We start from the raw sequence: 16,676 nt of genomic DNA, 5'->3' as shown, positions 1-16,676 counted from the left end.
CCGCCGAGTCAGCAGAAGTGGGGGGCCGAGTCAGCACCAGTAGTGCTGACTCGGCAGCTCTGGACCAGTGCGGATTGGTGAGTCGGACCCTCTTGACGAGGAATATGTAAGTGCGCTGAACTAACAAACGTGACCCAGACGACACCGGTGAGCCGGCCGCTCCGCCCGCGGGGCAAGCTGCTGCAGGAGGACGCCCGGCGGCACCACCGCTCGCTGCTCCTCCAGCAGCTGTTCCGGGAGGGACCGGCGAGCCGGGCCGACCTGGCCCGGACCAGCGGCCTCACCCGGGTGACCGTCTCGGACCTGGTGGGTCAGCTCGTCGAGGAGGGGCTGATCGAGGAGCTCGGCGCGCCCGTCGAGAGCCGGGTCGGCAAGCCGCCGACGCTGGTCGGGCTGGCCGCCGACGCGACCCACATCGTCGCGGTCGACCTGTCCGGCGACGACCGGGTCACCGGGGCCGTGCTCACCCTGCTCGGGGACGTCCGCGAGCGGCACGAGCTCCCGATCGCCGGTCGCCGCGGGGCTCAGGCCGTCGAGCTGGTCCACCAGCTGGTCCGCGAGCTCGTGGGGCGTACGACGAAGCCGGTCCTGGGCATCGGGGTCGGGACGCCGGGCGTCGTAGACCACGACGGCACGGTGGTCGACGCCCCCAACCTCGGCTGGTCCGGTACGACGCTGGCCGCCGGCCTGCGCGAGGCCTTCGGGCTGCCGGTCTTCGTGGCCAACGACGCCAACACCGCGGTGCTGGGCGAGCACACCTTCGGCGACGCCCGGGACGGCGGCCTGATGCTGCTGCGGATCGGCACCGGCGTCGGCGCCGGGCTGGTGCTCGGCGGCGCGCTGCTGCACGGCCACCGCGCGGCCGCCGGCGAGATCGGCCACGTGGTCGTGGACCCCGCCGGCGCGACCTGCGCCTGCGGGCGCCGCGGCTGCCTGGAGACCCTGCTCGCCGTCCCGCACCTGCGCGAGCGGATCGCCGCGTCCGACCACGACACGGCCCTGACCGAGGTGGGCGAGCAGCTCGGCGCCGCGCTGGCGCCCGTCGTCGGCACCCTCAACCTGCACGAGGTCGTCCTCAGCGGCCCGGCCGAGCTCCTCGACGGTCCGCTGCGCGAGGCCGCCGACCGCACCATCCGGGCGCGGACCATGCCCGTCACCGGCGACGAGCTCGTCGTCCGAACCTCGACCCTCGGCGAGGACGTCGTCCTCGTCGGTGCCGCCGTGCTCGTCCTCGCGGGCCAGCTCGGCGTCTCCTGACCTCCCAGAAGACAGACAACGACCCGCTCCACCCCACAGAAAGGCACCGCAGTGCGCAACAGGAAGACACTGGCGATCGCCGCCGTCACGGCCACCGCCCTGCTGGGCCTCTCGGCCTGCGGTGACGACAGCGAGGCGAGCCCCGACGCCGGGCCCGACAAGGCCGACATCCGCGTGTGGCTGAACGGCGCGGACACGCCGCAGGCCGCCCGCGACTGGCTGAAGACCACCTTCGAGAAGGACCACCCGGGCTCCACGCTCACCATCGAGGAGCAGCAGTGGGAGGGCCTCGTCGAGCGGCTCACCACCGCCCTGTCCAGCGAGTCCGAGACCCCCGACGTCGTCGAGGTCGGCAACACCCAGGCCCCCACGTTCACCGAGGCCGGCGCCTTCTCCGACCTCTCCGACCAGCTGGGTGACCTGGGCGGCGACGACCTGCTCCCGGGCTTCGTCGACGGCGCCACCGTCGACGGCGCGACCTACGCCGTGCCCTACTACGCCGGCTCGAAGTACGTCTTCTACCGCAAGGACCTGCTCGAGGCCGCCGGCCTCGAGGTGCCGACCACGATGGCGGAGTTCGTCGACGCCGCCGTCGCGCTGAAGAAGGCCAACCCGGAGCCGGCCAACTTCTCCGGCTTCTGGCTCCCCGGCCAGGACTGGCGCAACGGCGTCGCGTTCCTCTGGGACGCCGGCGGGGACCTGGCCACCGAGGACGGCGGGGCCTGGACGGGCAGCCTGTCCAGCCCCGAGTCGATCGCCGGTCTCGAGACGGTGCAGACGCTCTTCCAGGACGCCTCCGGCGCGGCCAAGGACGGCAACGAGGCCGACCCGTGGACGCCGTACTGCAACAACGAGATCGGCATGATGTCGGCGCCCGGCTGGGTCAAGGGTCAGATCGAGGACCCAGAGGCGGGCTGCCCCGACATGATCGAGAAGACCGGTGTCTTCGCGCTCCCGGGCTCGGACGGCTCGCCCGCCCCGGTGCTCCTGGGCGGGTCCGACATCGCCGTCTCGGCGAAGTCGCCGAACCAGGCGCTGGCCCAGGACGCGGTGGCGCTCATGCTGAGCGACGACTACCAGACGATCCTGGCCGAGAACGGGCTGACGCCGGCCAAGACGTCGCTGGCCACGCTGCTGGGCGACGACGAGTACGCCGCCGCGACCATCGCCGCCGCCTCCAACGCCAAGCTCACGCCGGCCGCGTCCGGCTGGGCCAAGGTCGAGGGTGCGCGGGTGCTGGAGGACCTGTTCGTCGACCTGGCCAAGGGCGGGGACCCCGCCGAGCTCGCGCAGGCCGCCGACGAGCAGATGGACGCCCAGCTCGGCTGATCCGCTGGCGGAGGAGCCTCGAAAGTCGCTGGTTGAGGTGCTCCGGAGCGACGGAGGAGCCTCGAAACCTGGCTGGTCGACCCTCGGTCCTGATCGAGGTCGACTCTCGGCGCACCGGGTTTCGAGGCTCGTCGCTAGCGCTCCTCGCACCTCAACCAACGTGAGGGCTCGACCAGCGTGGGGCCTCGACCAGCGGTGGGGCCATGCTCATCACGACGACTGAAGGAAGGAGGGCCGGATGGCCACCAGCACGCTGACCCCGCCCTCCGTGGACGACGCCGCTCCCGACGGCTCCCGACCGGCGCGGCCGCGGCGTACCCGCTCGCCGCTGCCGTTCGGCCTGCTGCTGCCGGCGGTGCTCGCCCTGGGCCTGGCCCTCGGCTACCCCCTGGTGCGGCAGGTGGTGCTGTCGCTGCAGGAGTTCGGCCTGGCCCAGCAGTTCGGGCGGCCCGCGGAGTGGGTCGGCCTGCAGAACTACCGCGAGCTGGTCGGCGACCCCTACCTGTGGAAGGTCGTCCTCCGGTCGGTCCTCTTCTGCCTGGTCAACGCCGCCGTGACGATGGCCGTCGGCGTGGGACTGGCGCTGCTGATGCAGCGGATGTCCAAGCCGGTCCGGCTGCTCGTCCAGAGCGGGCTGCTGCTCGCCTGGGCGATGCCGGTGCTCGCCGCGCTGACCGTGTGGCAGTGGCTCTTCGACAGCCAGTACGGCGTCGTGAACTGGCTGCTGACGAAGGCCGGCGGCGACTACGCGGGCCACTCGTGGCTCCTCGAGCCGCTCTCCTTCTTCCTGGTCGCCAGCGTCATCGTGGTCTGGATGAGCGTGCCGTTCGTGGCGTTCACGGCGTACGCCGCCCTCACCCAGGTGCCCGCCGAGCTGGTCGAGGCCGCCGCGATGGACGGCGCCAGCCCGCGCCAGCGGCTGCGGCACGTGGTGCTGCCGACGGTCAGCCCGGTGCTGCTGGTGGTCGGGCTGCTCCAGGTCATCTGGGACCTGCGGGTCTTCACCCAGATCTACGTGCTGCAGAAGGCCGGCGGCACCACGCGGGACACCAACCTGCTCGGCACCTACATCTACCGGCTCGGGATCGGCAGCGGCGACTTCGGGACGGCGGCCGCCGTCGCGGTCTTCATGCTCGCGCTGACCGTGGTGCTGACCGCGCCGTACGTCCGGCTGATGCTGCGCCAGGAGGAGTCCTGATGAGCCGTCCCACCTCGCGCCCCGCGCGGATCCTGGTCGACCTGGTCGGGCTGCTCGTCTTCGTGGTCGCGGTCTTCCCGGTCTACTGGATGGTCAACACCTCGCTGCTGCAGCGCAACGAGATCCGCTCGCCGGACCCGACCTGGCTGCCGTTCGGCGGCTCGTTCGACAACTACCGGCGGGTGCTCTCCGGGGGTCGGTTCACCGACGCGCTGCTGGTCAGCCTGTCGGTCACCCTGGCCACCGTCGTGGTCGCGCTGGTCTTCGCCTTCCTCGCGGCGCTGGCGGTCTCGCGGTTCCGCTTCCGCGGGCGGACCAGCTTCATCGTGGCGCTGCTGCTGATCCAGATGATCCCGGTCGAGGGCCTGTTCATCAGCCAGTACAAGATGCTGGAGGGCTTCTCGCTCCTCAACACCGTCGCCGGCCTGACGCTCGTCTACGTCGCCTCGGTGCTGCCCTTCACGATCTGGACCCTGCGCGGCTTCGTGGCCGGCGTGCCCTACGAGCTGGAGGAGGCGGCGATGGTCGACGGCTGCTCGCGGCTCGGGGCCTTCTGGCGGGTGACCTTCCCGCTGCTGGCGCCCGGCCTGGTCGCCACCGGCGTCTTCGGCTTCCTCCAGGCGTGGAACGAGTTCACCCTCGCCGTGGTCGTGATGACCCGCGAGGACAAGCAGACCCTGCCGGTCTGGCTGAGCACCTTCCTCGACGTCAACCGCGGCACCGACTGGGGCGCGGTGATGGCCGGATCCACGCTGATCGCCGTCCCGGTCGTCGTCTTCTTCCTCATCGTGCAGGGTCGGATGGTCTCCGGGCTGACGGCCGGGGCGGTGAAGGGATGAGCCTCGACGCGCTGGCGCTGGCCGTCCAGCTCCCCGGCTTCAGCGGCACGACGCTCGCCCCCGAGGTCGCTGCGCTGCTCGGCGAGGGGCTGGGCGGGGTCTGCCTCTTCGGTGCCAACGTCGGCGGCTCGCTGCGCGACCTCACCGACGCGGTGCACGCCGCGGGCCCGGGCGCGATCGTCGCGGTCGACGAGGAGGGCGGCGACGTCACCCGGCTGCACCCCGACGAGGGCAGCCCGGTCCTGGGCGCCGCGGCGCTGGGGCGGGTCGGCGACCTCGCGCTGACCCGCCGCACGGCCCGGGCGGTGGGGGCCGAGCTGGCCGCCGCCGGGGTCGACCTCGACCTGGCGCCGGTGGCCGACGTGAACAGCAACCCCGACAACCCGGTCATCGGCACCCGCAGCTTCGGGGCCCGGCCGCAGCCGGTGGCCGCCCACGTCGTGGCCTGGACCACCGGGCTCCAGGAGGCGGGCGTCGCGGCGTGCGTGAAGCACTTCCCGGGCCACGGGGACACCGCCCAGGACAGCCACGTCGCGCTGCCCGTCCTCGACCGGGACCGCGCCCAGCTCGCGGCGCGCGAGCTGGTGCCGTTCGCGGCCGCCGTCGACGCCGGGGTGGCCGCGATCATGACCTCCCACATCCTGGTGCCGGCGATCGATCCGGACCTGCCGGCGACGCTGAGCCGCCCGGTGCTCACGCTGCTGCGCGACCGGCTGGGCTTCGACGGCGTCGTCGTCAGCGACGCGCTCGACATGGCCGGCGCGTCCGCCGGCCGCGGTATCCCCGAGGCGGCCGTGCTGGCGCTGGCCGCCGGTGCCGACCTGCTCTGCCTCGGCGCCGACAAGGACGTCGCGCTGGTCCGCGAGGTGCAGGCGGCGATCGTGGCGGCCGTGGGCTCGGGACGCCTCGAGCAGGCCCGCCTGGAGGACGCCGTACGACGGATCGCCGCGCTGCGCGGACGGGTCCGCCCGGAGCCGATGGCGGTCGAGGAGCTCGCGGACGCCCGGCTCTCGCTGGTCCTGGACGGCACGCTGCCGCCGCTGGCCGGGGCCCGCGTGGTGACCGTCGAGACGCCCGCGACCATCGCCGTCGGCGACGTGCCGTGGGGGCTGCCCGCGGACGTGTCGGTGACCCCGGACGACTACGACGCCTGGCGCGCGGTGGCCGACGGGTCGCCGCTGGTGCTCCAGGTCCGCGACCTGCACCGCCAGCCGTGGGCGCGCTGCGTGGTCGACCACGTCGCCGAGCGGGCCGGCGTCCCGGTGGTGGTCGTCGAGTGGGGCTGGCCCGGCCCGTGGGAGAGCGGGCTGCCGAGGATCCGAACGCACGGCTGGTCCCGCCCCGGGGCCGTCGCCGTGACCGAGCTGTTGAGGGAAGCAGGGTGGGACCGGTGAACGTCGGCCTGGACATCGGCGCCACGAAGACGCTGGGCGTCGTCGTGGACGCGGACGGGCGGGTGCTGGCCCAGGAGCGGCTGGCGACGGCGCCCGGCGCCGAGGGCATCGTGGCCACGGCCGTGGGCGTCGTCGAGGCGCTGGCCGCTGCGGCGGGGGCCGTCACGGCCGTCGGCGTCGGCGTCCCCGGCCTGGTCGACGTCGAGCGCGGGGCCCTCGCCCACGCGGTCAACCTCGGCGTCGACGGCGAGTGGCTCCCACTCGGGGATCTGCTCGCGAGCCGACTCGGGGTCCCGGTCTCCCTCGAGAACGACGTCAACGCCGCCGCGCTCGGCGCGGTCGCGCTCACCGGGGTCGACGACCTCGTCTACCTGAGCATCGGCACCGGCCTGGCCGCCGGGCTGGTGCTCGACGGCCGGCTCCGCCGCGGCGTCTCGGGGGCCGCGGGGGAGATCGGCCACGTGCCGGTCGACCCGGCCGGCGCGGCCTGCCAGTGCGGTCAGCGCGGCTGCCTGGAGACCGTCGCGTCCGGGCGCGCGATCACCGACGCCTGGCCGTCCGGGGACGTCCCGGCGGCCCAGGCCCTCTTCGCGGCCGCGGCTGCCGGGGACGTGCGGGCGGTCGCCGTACGCGACCGCTTCGCCGCCGGGGTGGCCGACGCCGTGCGCGTGCTCGGGCTGTCCCTGGATCCCGGGGTCGTGATGCTCGGCGGCGGCGTCGCCCAGCTCGGCGAGCCGTTGCGGGCCGCCGTCTCGTCCGCCCTGCACGACCAGGCGATCGCCTCCCCGTTCCTCGCCTCGCTCGACCTCGCCGGCCGGCTGCGGGTCGTTCCCGTCGACCACCCGGTCGCCGCGGTCGGCGCGGCGCTGCTCGGCCCCCGCGAGGCCGTGGCGTGACCTCGCTGGTCGTCACCGGGGCGCTGTCGGTCGACGGCACGCCGACCACGCTGCGGGTCGCCGACGGGGTCGTCGCGGCCGCGTCCGACGGGCCGGTGCTCGATGCCGCCGGCCTGGTCGTGCTGCCCGGCCTGGTCGACCTCCAGGTGAACGGCGCGGCGGGGGTCGACGTCACCGCGGAGCCCACCCGGCTCTGGGAGGTCGCGGCCGCGCTGCCGTCGTACGGCGTCACCGCGTTCCTGCCGACCGTCATCACGTCGTCGCCCGAGGCCCGGACCGCCGCCCTGGCCGCCCTGGCCGCCGGGCCACCCGCGGGCTGGGTCGGCGCCGTCCCGCTGGGCCTGCACCTCGAAGGGCCGATGATCGCGCCCGAGCGGCGCGGGGCGCACCCGGCCGCCCGGCTGGCGCCACCGTCCCCCGAGCTGGTCGCCGGCTGGACCCGGGACGCCGGCGTGGCGCTGGTGACCCTCGCACCCGAGCTGCCCGGGGCGCTCGACGCGGTCCGCGCGCTCGTGGCGAGCGGGGTGGTGGTGTCGCTCGGCCACACCGCGGCCTCGGCCGCGGAGATCGAGGCCGCCGTCACCGCCGGTGCCACGGCGGTGACCCACCTGGGCAACGCGATGCCGGCGCTGGCCGGACGCTCGCCCGGCCCCGTGGGGGCGGCGCTCGCCTCCGCCTCGCTGGTGGCCGGGGTGATCGCCGACGGCCACCACCTCGACCCGGTCACCCTGGCCGCCTACCGGCGCGCCCTCGGTCCCGAGCGGCTCCTCGCCGTCTCCGACACCACCGCCGCGCTCGGGCTGCCCGACGGACCGGCCCGGCTGGGCGACCAGGAGGTCGTCGTCAGCGCGGGGACGGTGCGGCTGGCCGACGGCACGCTCGCCGGCTCGGCGGCGTCGCTGATGGACTGCCTGGCGGTGCTGCGCGCGGCCACCGGCTGCTCGCTCGCGGAGGCCGTGCACGCGGCGACCGTCGTACCGGCCCGTCTGCTGGGCGACCCCTCCCGCGGCTCGCTGGCGATCGGGGCGCGGGGCGACCTGGTGCTGGTCACGCCGGCGCTGGAGCCGGTGGTCACCGTCGTCGGCGGGGTGGTCGTGCTGGACCGGAGGTCCTGATGGAGGTCGTCCCCTGCCCGTCGGTCGACGCGCTCGCCGCCCTGGCCGCGGACGCGGTCGAGGCGCTCGTCCGGGCCCGGCCCGACGCGGTGCTCGGACTGGCGACCGGGTCGTCGCCGCTCCCGGTCTACCGCGAGCTGGTCGCGCGGCACCGGGCCGGCGCGGGTCCGTCGTACGACGCGGTCTCGGCCTTCACCCTCGACGAGTACGTCGGTCTCCCGCTCGGCCACCCCGAGTCCTACCGCGCGACCATCGCCCGCGAGCTGACCGACGACCTCGGGCTGCCGCCCGAGCGGGTGCATGGACCCGACCCGGCACCGGACGCGCTGCCGACGGCCGGGGAACGCTACGAGCGGGCGCTGCAGCAGGCCGGTGGCGTGGACCTGCAGGTGCTCGGCATCGGCACCGACGGCCACCTGGCCTTCAACGAGCCCGGCTCCTCCCTGGCCTCGCTGACCCGGATCAAGACGCTCACCGAGCAGACCCGGCAGGACAACGCGCGCTTCTTCGAATCGCCCGACGAGGTGCCGCGGCACGTCCTGACCCAGGGGCTCGGCACCATCCTCCGCGCCCGGCACCTGCTCCTCGTAGCCGTCGGGTCGGCCAAGGCCGCCGCGGTGGCCGCTGCGCTGGAGGGCCCGCTGTCCGCCTCCTGCCCGGCGAGCGTGCTCCAGCTGCACCCGCACGTCACGGTGCTGCTCGACCCCGGCGCGGCCGGCGGCCTGGCCCGCGCCGAGCACCACCGGGCCGTGTTCGACGCCAAGCCCGCCTGGCAGGGCCTCTGAGAAGGCCCCGCCAGGCGGGCGGCAGGTTGATCAGGGCAGGTCGATCGGGCGCAGGACCCGGTTGACGGCGTGCCCGACCTGCTTGTTGCCCCGGTTGATGTCGACCACGACCACGCGGGCGTTGCGGTCGTTCTTGTCGAGGTCGCTGACGATGACCTTCTTCCCGCGGACCCGGATGCCGACCTTGCCGCCCTGGGCCGTCGTGAGCCGCTTGCCGGCCGAGGCGACCACCTTCGGCGAGGTCAGGGTCCGCCCGGCGACCACGTGGTAGAGCAGCACCGTCTCCAGCGTGTCGACGTCCGCGACCTTCAGCAGCGCGCGGACCGTGGCGCGCTCGGTCCGCGGCTTCTTCCCGGTGAGGTCGGTGACCAGCGCGCGGAACGCGGCGTCGGTCGGCAGGAAGACCGTCGCCCGCTTGCGCCCCTGGGTGAGCAGGGCGACCGGGCTTTCCGGCTTGGCCTTCAGGACGGTCAGCACGCCCTTCTCCAGGATGTCGAAGTCCTGCCAGTTCCGGTCGAGGCGGTTGCCGTCCGCGGCGAGCACCTTGGCCAGGCTCCGGTTGCCGGCCTTGCGCTCCGCGGGCTCGCTCGCCTGCGCCGGCGCGACGGCCGTCAGGGTGAGCGCGGCCGTCGCGAGGGCGGCCAGGCCGGTGGTGATGCGTGTCTTCATGGGTTTCCTCCGGTGGTGGGATTCTCAGTGGGACATCTGGGGGTCATCTGGCGGGGTCAGCCGTCGGTGTCGTACGACGCGCGCAGCACCGAGGTGACCGAGTGCTGCGGGTCGCCGTCGTCGTCCTCGAGGCTCACGTCGATCGCGCCGTAGCTGCCGAGGAGGGCATCGTCGATCTCGAACGAGGCGGTGCCGCGCGGGCCGAGCTGGCCGAGGGCGAGCATCTTGTTCGTGGCCGGGTCGAGCAGCCAGGCCTGGTAGAACCGGCCGCTCCCGGCCGCCGGCAGGTCGTGGGTCGTGATCGTCATCCGGGTGCCGCCGTCCCCGGGCGTCATCTCCACCCGGCCGGTGGCCGTGCCCTCGACCGGGTCCAGCACGGCCACGGCCGGCGCGGGCTCCTCGTCGTCGTGCAGCACGCCGTACGTCGTGCCGGCGGTCGCCGCGACGGCGACAGCAGCGGCGGCCAGGAGCAGCGGGCCGCGTCGCGACCGCCGGGGGGCGGGAGCGGGCCGGAGCTCGTCGGCCGCAGGGACGACCCCGAGGGTGCGGCCCGAGCGGGCGAGCATCGCGTGGGCGGTGGCCAGCTCCGCGAGGTCCTCGCGGCACTGCGCGCACGCGTCGAGGTGGTCGCCCGTCGTGGCCGCGTCGTGGTTGGAGAGCTCGGCACGCAGCAGCGCCAGCAGGTCGGGGTGCTCGCTCACGACGGGCCTCCTTCGTCGGTCCGGTCGTCCTGGTCGGTCCGGTCGGCCTGCTCGCGCATGAGGGCACCGAGGCGCCGGGTGCCCCGGGACGCCCGTGCCTTCACCGTGCCGAGCGGCACGTCGAGCCGACGGGCCACCTCGCGCTGGGTCAGACCCGCGTAGTAGGTGAGCTCCAGGACCTCACGCTCGTGGTCCTTGAGCTGCGCCAGCGCGGCCCGTACCTCGGCCGCGTCGGCGTAGCGCTGCAGCGTCTCCCGGCCGTCCTCGCCGACCAGGTCGCGTGCCGCCTCGACCGGCACGACCTGGTGCCGCCGGGCGCGGAGCGTGTCGACCGCGCGCCGGTGGGCGATCGTGAAGAGCCAGGTCGAGAAGCGCTGACCGGAGTCGTAGCGGCCGGCGTACCGCCAGACGTCGAGGAAGGTGCGCTGCAGGACGTCCTCGGCCTCGTCGCCCACGTAGCGGCGCAGGTAGCCGAGCAGGCTCGGTCCGTAGACCGCGTAGGCGTCCTCGAGCGCCGCCTCCTCGCGGCGCGCGAGGCGCACGCCGATGGCCCGCCCGCTCTCCATGACAGGTGGTTCGTCGCGCAGCCCCGAACGGTTGCCGTCGGGACCGGGAGGTCATCAACGTTGGGGAGGGACCCCCAGCGCCAGGGTGAGGGCGAGGACGGTCTCAGGGTCGTCGAGGGCGTCGCCGAAGAGCTCGCGGAGCTGGTTCATCCGGTAGCGCACCGTCTGCGGATGCACGAACAGCGCCTCGGCGACGTCCTCGCGGCGGCCGAGGTGGAGCAGCCAGGCACGCAGCGTCTCGGTCAGCTTCTCGGCCGCGGCCGGCCGGAGGTCGGCGAGCGGGGCCAGCGCGCGGGCGCGGAGGTCGGCGAGGGCGTCGGGGTCGGCGGTGAGCACCAGGTCGGGCAGGTGCGCCTCGGTGTCGGAGGTGTCGGCCCCGAGGCCGAGCAGCCGCGCCCTCCGGGCCCGGTCGTACGACGTCCGCACCTGCTCCCACGGCCGGGCCGGTCCGGCGACCGCACCTCGGTCGCGCAGGGCCCGCAGCAGCGCGGTCCGCCGGCGACCGTGGACGTCCGGCACCAGCAGCAGCGCGTCGTCCTCGAGCCCCGGGACGTCGATGGCCCGCAGCGTCGTCGGGGTCAGCGCCCCGAGGACCGGGCGGACCTGGGCGGCCGGGACCAGGACGGCGGTGAGCGTGGTCGGAGGCTCCCAGCCCGCGCGCTCGCAGGCGGCCAGCACCGACTCCGCGCTCGATCCGTCGAGCAGCCGCTGGGCGAGCCGCTCGAGCGCCTCCTGGCGGACCCGGCCGGTGAGGGCCGACTCGTCGTCGTGGCCGGCCACGCTCGCGGCCGACAGCTCGTCGATGTAGGCGAAGACCAGCTCGGCGAAGCCGGCGAGGGTCTCGCCGTCCATCCCGGCCTCGACCGCGGTCGAGGACATCTCGCGCCAGCAGACCCGGGCCCCGATCCGGTAGGCCGCCAGGATGGCGTCGGTCGAGCGACCGCTGCGCGCCTCACCGCGCCCCAGCTGGTAGGCGCCCTCGACCGCGGGCGCTCCGGGGGTGCGCAGGTCGGCGCCGCGCCGCCCGCTCGCGAGCGACAGGAACCCGGCCAGCGCGAGCTGCACCGCGGTGCGGATCCGCGCGCCCATCGGCCCGCTGAAGGCGTCGGTGTAGCTCGGGACCTGCTCGATGATCTCGGTGACCGCGTGCTCGGCGACCTCGGGCAGGTGGTCGCGCATCTCGGCCACCGCGGCCGCCGGCAGGCGCAGGCCGTGATCGGTCGTCCGACGGCCGCTGGGTCGCGCCACGGCGTACTCCTTTGTTCTCAGTGAACAAGAAACCGGGCCCGGTTCACGTCACGTGGACAGGACTTTACCCCCGCGTCGCAGGAGACTAGGAGCATGACCGCCGCCGCTATGCCCCGCACCACCCCCGGAGCGACACGCTCGCTCAAGGGGATGCTGCGTCGCGTCGCCGATGCGGCGGTCACGCCGCTCGAGCTCGACGACGTCCTCGACCACTTCCACCCGCTGCGCCGCGGCACCGAGCTGCGCGGTCGGATCGTCCAGGTCGTCCCCGAGACGGCGCAGTCCGCGACCCTGGTCATCAAGCCGGGTCGCGACTGGGACGGCCACGTGCCCGGTCAGTACGTCCGGGTCGGCGTCGACGTCGACGGCGTCCGGCTGTGGCGCACCTACTCCCTGACCCACGGCCCGCGCCAGGACCGCTGCATCTCCATCACGGTCAAGGCGATCCCGGACGGTGTGGTCTCCGGCTACCTCGTGCACCGCGCGAAGGTCGGCGAGATGATCCAGCTCGCCCAGCCCGAGGGCGAGTTCGTGCTGCCCCAGCCGCTGCCGCGCAAGCTGCTCCTGGTCACCGCCGGCTCCGGCATCACCCCGGTGATCGGGATGCTGCGCAACCTGTTCTCCAAGGCGACGGCCCCGGCTACCGACATCACCCTGGTGCACGTCAACCCGAGCGAGTCGGCGTCGATCTTCCGCGACGAGCTCCGCGCCCACGGCGCCGCCGGGCGGATCACCCTCGTCGAGCGGTACGACGACCAGCACGGCCTGCTCGACGTGAGCGACCTGACGACCTTCGTCCCCGACCTCGACGAGCGGCTCACCTACGCCTGCGGCCCGGCCGGGCTCCTCGACGCGCTCGAGGCCCACCACGCCGAGCGCGGTCTCGACCTCACCACCGAGCGGTTCCGCCCGATGCTGGTCGAGCCCGGCGACGGCGGCACCGTCACCTTCACCAACGGCATCACCCTCGACGCCGACGGCGCCACCCCGATCCTCGACGCCGCCGAGGACGCCGGCGTCCTGATGCCCAGCGGCTGCCGGATGGGCATCTGTATGGGCTGCGTCCTCCCGATGCGCTCCGGCGCCGTGCGCGACCTGCGCAACGGTGCGATCACCACCGCCGTCCCCGGCGAGACCGGCCCCCAGGGCGTCCCGATCCAGACGTGCATCAGCGCCGCCGCCGGCGCCTGCACGATCGACCACTAGGTCTCGATACGCCGTCGCTCGTTCCTCGCGACGGCTACTCGACCACCGAATCCACGTACCGACGAAAGGCGACCTGAGATGACCGTCATCACGAAGCAGCCCGTCAACCCGACCGCGCACCTCACCCCCGAGGACATCGAGCAGCTGGGCGCCGAGCTCGACGCCATCCGCCAGGAGGTCCTCGACACCCGGGGCGAGCGCGACGCGGCGTACATCCGCAAGATCGTGAAGGTGCAGCGCAACCTGGAGTTCGGCTCGCGGGCCGTGCTGCTGGGCTCCGCGCTCCCGCCGGTCTGGGTGGTCGGCACGATCGGTCTCTCGATCTCCAAGATCCTCGAGAACATGGAGATCGGCCACAACGTCATGCACGGCCAGTGGGACTGGATGCGCGACCCGAAGATCCACTCGACCACCTGGGAGTGGGACAACGCCTCGACCGCCGAGGCCTGGAAGCACAGCCACAACGAGATCCACCACACCTACACGAACATCGTCGGCAAGGACAACGACCTCGGCTACGGCATCATGCGCGTCGACGAGGACCAGCGCTGGATCCCGATGTACCTCGCGCAGCCGCTGTGGAACTTCATCAACGCCTGCTTCTTCGAGTACGGCATCGCGGCCTACGACCTCGAGCTCGGCAAGAACCTGTCGATCCCGAAGGAGAAGCGCAGCGACGCCTTCAAGGCCAACCTGAAGAGCACCCTGAAGAAGATCCGCAAGCAGGCCACCAAGGACTACGTCGTCAACCCGGCCCTCGCACTGCCGTTCGGCGCCGCGCTGCCGACCCTGGCCGCCAACTTCACCGCCAACCTGGTGCGCAACCTCTGGTCGCACTCGGTGATCATGTGCGGCCACTTCCCCGAGGGCGTCGAGACCTTCGAGAAGAAGTCGATCCCGGACAAGGAGACCCGCGGCGAGTGGTACCTCCGCCAGATGCTGGGCTCCGCCAACATCTCGGGCTCCAAGGCCATGCACCTGATGACCGGCAACCTGTCGCACCAGATCGAGCACCACCTCTTCCCCGACCTCCCGTCCAACCGGTACGCCGAGGTCGCGCCGAAGGTGAAGGCGCTGTTCGAGAAGTACGAGCTGAACTACCACGAGGCCCCGCTGCCGGCCCAGGTCTACTCCGCCTGGCACAAGGTCGTGCGGCTCTCGCTGCCCAACGGCTGGATGGCCACCACCAACGCCAAGAACCTGCCGGCGCAGACCAAGCTGCTCTGGGCCATGACCACCAAGGGCCCGAAGGTGCGCCGCGCCGCCCAGGCCCGGCTCCAGCAGCAGGCGCGCAAGCTGACCCAGGCCGCCTGATCGCTCGGGCCTGAGCCGATTGGTCGTCGGGTGGCGGGGTACCGCCGCCCGATGACGACCTTCGCGCTGCCCGACCGGCTGTCGTTCCGCCTGGCCGCCCTCGACCTCGCCGGCACCACCGTCGACGACGGCGGTCTCGGCGACCGGGTGCTCGGCGAGGCGGTGGCCGAGGCGGTGGGTCGGCCGGTGCCCGACGACGTCCTGGAGATGTGGAAGGGCAGCGGCGCGCACGACGGCGTCGCCGGACTGCTGGGTGCGCTCGGCGCCCCGGCGGACGGCCCCGACGTCGAGAAGGCGTACGCCGACTTCACCCAGCGGCTCGCGACCGCCTACCGCGACCAGCCGCCCACGCCGCTGCCCGGCGTACCCGAGGCGATCGCCGAGCTGCGGGCCCGCGGGGTGAAGGTCGCCGTCCAGACCGGGCTGACCGCGGACCTCGCGGAGCCGGCGCTGGCGGCGCTCGGCCCCGTCGACGCCGTGGTGGCCTCGGACGAGGTGGCCGCGAGCCGGCCCGCGCCGTACCTGGTCTTCCGCTGCATGGAGCGCACCGGCGTCCGCGACGTCGCCGACGTGCTGGTCGCCGGCGACACCCCCAACGACCTGGCCGCCGGCACCAACGCCGGCGCCGGGCACGTGGTCGGGGTGCTCAGCGGGGCGTTCGACGCCGACGCGCTCGGCCGCGAGCCGCACACGCACCTGCTGTCGAGCGTCGCGGGACTGCCGTCACTGCTGGGCTGAATTCACTGCTGGGCTGAGATGAGCTCTCCGCGGTGCGCGCGGTTGGCCGCGATGAAGCCGTCGATCGCGTCGCGGGTGTGCAACAGCTCGGCGATGTGGGCGTCCAGCTTGGCGCGCTCCTCGACCATCACGTCGAACGCGTGGTCGGAGGTGGTGGTGCTCGGCGCGTAGGCGCACGGCAGCAGCTGGGCGATGGTGCTGCTGGTCAGCCCGGCGGCGTACAGGCGTCGCAGGAAGAGCACCCGCTCGACGGCGGACTCGGCGTAGTGCCGCTGACCGCTGGCGCTGCGCTCGCTCGCCAGCAGCCCCTGCTCCTCGTAGTAGCGCAGCGAGCGAATGCTCGCCCCGCTCCGGTCGGCGAGCTCTCCGATCCGCATCGGGTGACTTCCTCTCTCAGGACGTGCCTCTGACGTCAGTGTCAGGCCCTGATCCTAGCGCTCGGCGGCTCCGGGCCGGTACGTCGTCTGGCTGTGCGGGTCCTTGCCGAAGGCGATGACCTTGTCCGGGCGGACGACGTACACCCACGGGGTGGAGCCGTCACCGTCGTCGAAGCCGTGCTCGGTGGCGCGCCACGGCCAGTCCCCGTCGTACTTGTCCCGCCAGGCGGCCGCCAGCGGTTCGAGGGAGCCCCGGCCGACGACGCGGTCGGCCCGGCCCTCGATCACCAGGTCGGTGCCGGCGGTCCAGGTCGGCGTCCCGGTCGTGACGGCGACGTACGGCGAGCCCGCGAGGTTGACCTGCTTCTGCTCGCCCACCCCGGTGCAGAACGCGAAGGCGTCGTCGTGCCAGACCCCGACCAGCGGCGTGACGTGCGGGCGGCCGTCGGCACGGACGGTCGTCAACCAGTAGAGCTCGGCCTCGGCCAGCTGCCGCCCGACGTCGGCCCAGGCGGGCGGGGTCGCGTCGGGCTGGCCGAAGCGGAGGTCGAGGTGTCCGGTGATCATGGGATTCCGACCGGGTCGCGCGCCCGGACTCATCGGTCGGCAACGTGCGGATGCGGATCATCACGACGCGTCAGTAGTCGAGCCCGGTGGCTCGGTATCCCTAGGTTTCCGGTGGAAGCGAAACTTGCCTTCGAGGAGGTGTTCCGCGTCGTAGGCGGGGTCATGGATGTGGTGGTGATGTCGGCTGCAGAGCAGCACCCCGTCGTCGAGGTCGGTCCGCCCGCCCGCGGACCACGGTGTGAGGTGGTGCGCTTCGCACCACGGCGCCGGGACGTGGCACCCCTCGGCGCGGCACTCCCGATCGCGGAGCCCCATCGCCCGGCGCTGGGACCGGTTGTAGAGCCGCTGGGAACGTCCCAGGTCGAGGATCTCGGACTTCGCTCCGAGGACGGCGGGGACGAGGTTCGCGGTGCACGCCAACCGGCGGGCCTCACCGGCGGTGATCCGATCATGTGAGTCACCCGGCCCGGGGTTGCC

The 16,676-nt window shown here is 73.7% G+C and carries 18 protein-coding genes; 11 read left to right on the top strand and 7 right to left on the bottom strand.

Features of this window, described 5'->3' with window-relative positions; translation table 11 throughout:
- Nucleotides 1–129: 129 nt before the first annotated feature.
- The 8 genes from BLT76_RS03620 to BLT76_RS03585 all read left to right on the top strand — a co-directional run bounded on the left by BLT76_RS03620 (nt 130) and on the right by BLT76_RS03585 (nt 8,813).
- On the top strand, nt 130–1,257 hold the full coding sequence (locus tag BLT76_RS03620; RefSeq protein WP_170866927.1) for an ROK family transcriptional regulator: 1,128 nt from the start codon (nt 130–132) through the stop codon (nt 1,255–1,257).
- 51 nt (nt 1,258–1,308) lie between these two features.
- Nucleotides 1,309–2,586 (top strand): extracellular solute-binding protein, encoded by a 1,278-nt coding sequence (locus tag BLT76_RS03615; RefSeq protein WP_211752705.1) that lies wholly within the window; start codon nt 1,309–1,311, stop codon nt 2,584–2,586.
- A gap of 238 nt (nt 2,587–2,824) precedes the next feature.
- Complete coding sequence (locus tag BLT76_RS03610) at nt 2,825–3,784, top strand: carbohydrate ABC transporter permease (protein WP_090850913.1); 960 nt, start codon at nt 2,825–2,827, stop codon at nt 3,782–3,784.
- Nucleotides 3,784–4,623, top strand: coding sequence for a carbohydrate ABC transporter permease (locus tag BLT76_RS03605; protein WP_090850911.1), 840 nt, complete (start codon nt 3,784–3,786; stop codon nt 4,621–4,623). Before BLT76_RS03610 ends, BLT76_RS03605 begins: the two co-directional genes overlap by 1 nt.
- On the top strand, nt 4,620–6,017 hold the full coding sequence (locus BLT76_RS03600; RefSeq protein WP_090850909.1) for a glycoside hydrolase family 3 N-terminal domain-containing protein: 1,398 nt from the start codon (nt 4,620–4,622) through the stop codon (nt 6,015–6,017). Before BLT76_RS03605 ends, BLT76_RS03600 begins: the two co-directional genes overlap by 4 nt.
- Nucleotides 6,014–6,913, top strand: a complete 900-nt coding sequence (locus BLT76_RS03595; protein WP_244509240.1) for an ROK family protein — start codon at nt 6,014–6,016, stop codon at nt 6,911–6,913. Before BLT76_RS03600 ends, BLT76_RS03595 begins: the two co-directional genes overlap by 4 nt.
- Complete coding sequence (gene nagA, locus BLT76_RS03590) at nt 6,910–8,028, top strand: N-acetylglucosamine-6-phosphate deacetylase (RefSeq protein ID WP_244509239.1); 1,119 nt, start codon at nt 6,910–6,912, stop codon at nt 8,026–8,028. Before BLT76_RS03595 ends, nagA begins: the two co-directional genes overlap by 4 nt.
- Nucleotides 8,028–8,813 carry a glucosamine-6-phosphate deaminase gene (locus tag BLT76_RS03585; RefSeq protein WP_090850905.1) on the top strand — a complete coding sequence of 262 codons (786 nt, stop codon included), beginning with the start codon at nt 8,028–8,030 and terminating at the stop codon, nt 8,811–8,813. The genes nagA and BLT76_RS03585 overlap by 1 nt, the downstream gene beginning before the upstream one ends.
- Nucleotides 8,814–8,843: 30 nt before the next feature.
- Here BLT76_RS03585 and BLT76_RS03580 read toward each other — a convergent pair whose 3' ends face one another.
- Genes BLT76_RS03580 through BLT76_RS03565 form a run of 4 tightly spaced genes read right to left on the bottom strand, consistent with a single transcriptional unit; the run spans nt 8,844 to nt 11,997 of the window.
- Entirely contained in the window at nt 8,844–9,482 is a 639-nt protein-coding gene (locus BLT76_RS03580; RefSeq protein ID WP_090850903.1) for a fasciclin domain-containing protein, read from the bottom strand.
- A gap of 56 nt (nt 9,483–9,538) precedes the next feature.
- Entirely contained in the window at nt 9,539–10,183 is a 645-nt protein-coding gene (locus BLT76_RS03575; RefSeq protein ID WP_090850901.1) for an anti-sigma factor, read from the bottom strand.
- Entirely contained in the window at nt 10,180–10,749 is a 570-nt protein-coding gene (locus BLT76_RS03570) for an RNA polymerase sigma factor (RefSeq protein WP_090850898.1), read from the bottom strand. The genes BLT76_RS03575 and BLT76_RS03570 overlap by 4 nt, the downstream gene beginning before the upstream one ends.
- A 54-nt stretch (nt 10,750–10,803) precedes the next feature.
- Nucleotides 10,804–11,997, bottom strand: coding sequence for a PucR family transcriptional regulator (locus BLT76_RS03565; protein ID WP_244509238.1), 1,194 nt, complete (start codon nt 11,995–11,997; stop codon nt 10,804–10,806).
- Between the two features lie 93 nt (nt 11,998–12,090).
- On the opposite strand from BLT76_RS03565, the gene BLT76_RS03560 reads away from it, so the two are divergent.
- The 3 genes from BLT76_RS03560 to BLT76_RS03550 all read left to right on the top strand — a co-directional run bounded on the left by BLT76_RS03560 (nt 12,091) and on the right by BLT76_RS03550 (nt 15,255).
- Nucleotides 12,091–13,203 carry a ferredoxin reductase gene (locus BLT76_RS03560; RefSeq protein WP_090850896.1) on the top strand — a complete coding sequence of 371 codons (1,113 nt, stop codon included), beginning with the start codon at nt 12,091–12,093 and terminating at the stop codon, nt 13,201–13,203.
- A gap of 78 nt (nt 13,204–13,281) precedes the next feature.
- On the top strand, nt 13,282–14,517 hold the full coding sequence (locus BLT76_RS03555; RefSeq protein WP_090850894.1) for a fatty acid desaturase family protein: 1,236 nt from the start codon (nt 13,282–13,284) through the stop codon (nt 14,515–14,517).
- 51 nt (nt 14,518–14,568) lie between these two features.
- Nucleotides 14,569–15,255, top strand: a complete 687-nt coding sequence (locus BLT76_RS03550) for a phosphonatase-like hydrolase (protein WP_090850892.1) — start codon at nt 14,569–14,571, stop codon at nt 15,253–15,255.
- A gap of 2 nt (nt 15,256–15,257) precedes the next feature.
- Here the strand turns inward: BLT76_RS03550 and BLT76_RS03545 are convergent, their stop codons facing one another.
- From BLT76_RS03545 to BLT76_RS03535, 3 genes are read right to left on the bottom strand one after another with little or no spacing between them, the layout of a single operon-like run.
- Nucleotides 15,258–15,632: a MerR family transcriptional regulator gene (locus BLT76_RS03545; protein ID WP_090850890.1), complete on the bottom strand. Its 375-nt coding sequence runs from the start codon at nt 15,630–15,632 to the stop codon at nt 15,258–15,260.
- Between the two features lie 54 nt (nt 15,633–15,686).
- Nucleotides 15,687–16,199: a pyridoxamine 5'-phosphate oxidase family protein gene (locus BLT76_RS03540; protein WP_090850888.1), complete on the bottom strand. Its 513-nt coding sequence runs from the start codon at nt 16,197–16,199 to the stop codon at nt 15,687–15,689.
- 60 nt (nt 16,200–16,259) lie between these two features.
- Entirely contained in the window at nt 16,260–16,514 is a 255-nt protein-coding gene (locus tag BLT76_RS03535) for an HNH endonuclease signature motif containing protein (RefSeq protein ID WP_342027892.1), read from the bottom strand.
- Nucleotides 16,515–16,676: the final 162 nt, after the last annotated feature.

The sequence above is a fragment of the Nocardioides lianchengensis genome (genome assembly GCF_900101465.1).
GTDB classification, from domain to species: Bacteria; Actinomycetota; Actinomycetes; order Propionibacteriales; family Nocardioidaceae; genus Nocardioides; species Nocardioides lianchengensis.
Note: the sequence above shows the minus strand (reverse complement) of the source record. Positions and strands in the feature narration are given on the sequence as shown.

Excerpts from the sequence above, each read along its gene's own strand:
- BLT76_RS03610 (WP_090850913.1), top strand. The coding sequence starts at position 2,825 with ATGGCCACCAGCACGCTGACCCCGCCCTCCGTGGACGACGCCGCTCCC.
- BLT76_RS03605 (WP_090850911.1), top strand. The coding sequence starts at position 3,784 with ATGAGCCGTCCCACCTCGCGCCCCGCGCGGATCCTGGTCGACCTGGTC.
- BLT76_RS03600 (WP_090850909.1), top strand. The coding sequence starts at position 4,620 with ATGAGCCTCGACGCGCTGGCGCTGGCCGTCCAGCTCCCCGGCTTCAGC.
- BLT76_RS03585 (WP_090850905.1), top strand. The coding sequence starts at position 8,028 with ATGGAGGTCGTCCCCTGCCCGTCGGTCGACGCGCTCGCCGCCCTGGCC.
- BLT76_RS03580 (WP_090850903.1), bottom strand. The coding sequence starts at position 9,482 with ATGAAGACACGCATCACCACCGGCCTGGCCGCCCTCGCGACGGCCGCG.
- BLT76_RS03570 (WP_090850898.1), bottom strand. The coding sequence starts at position 10,749 with ATGGAGAGCGGGCGGGCCATCGGCGTGCGCCTCGCGCGCCGCGAGGAG.
- BLT76_RS03560 (WP_090850896.1), top strand. The coding sequence starts at position 12,091 with ATGACCGCCGCCGCTATGCCCCGCACCACCCCCGGAGCGACACGCTCG.
- BLT76_RS03555 (WP_090850894.1), top strand. The coding sequence starts at position 13,282 with ATGACCGTCATCACGAAGCAGCCCGTCAACCCGACCGCGCACCTCACC.
- BLT76_RS03550 (WP_090850892.1), top strand. The coding sequence starts at position 14,569 with ATGACGACCTTCGCGCTGCCCGACCGGCTGTCGTTCCGCCTGGCCGCC.
- BLT76_RS03545 (WP_090850890.1), bottom strand. The coding sequence starts at position 15,632 with ATGCGGATCGGAGAGCTCGCCGACCGGAGCGGGGCGAGCATTCGCTCG.
- BLT76_RS03540 (WP_090850888.1), bottom strand. The coding sequence starts at position 16,199 with ATGATCACCGGACACCTCGACCTCCGCTTCGGCCAGCCCGACGCGACC.
- BLT76_RS03535 (WP_342027892.1), bottom strand. The coding sequence starts at position 16,514 with ATGGGGCTCCGCGATCGGGAGTGCCGCGCCGAGGGGTGCCACGTCCCG.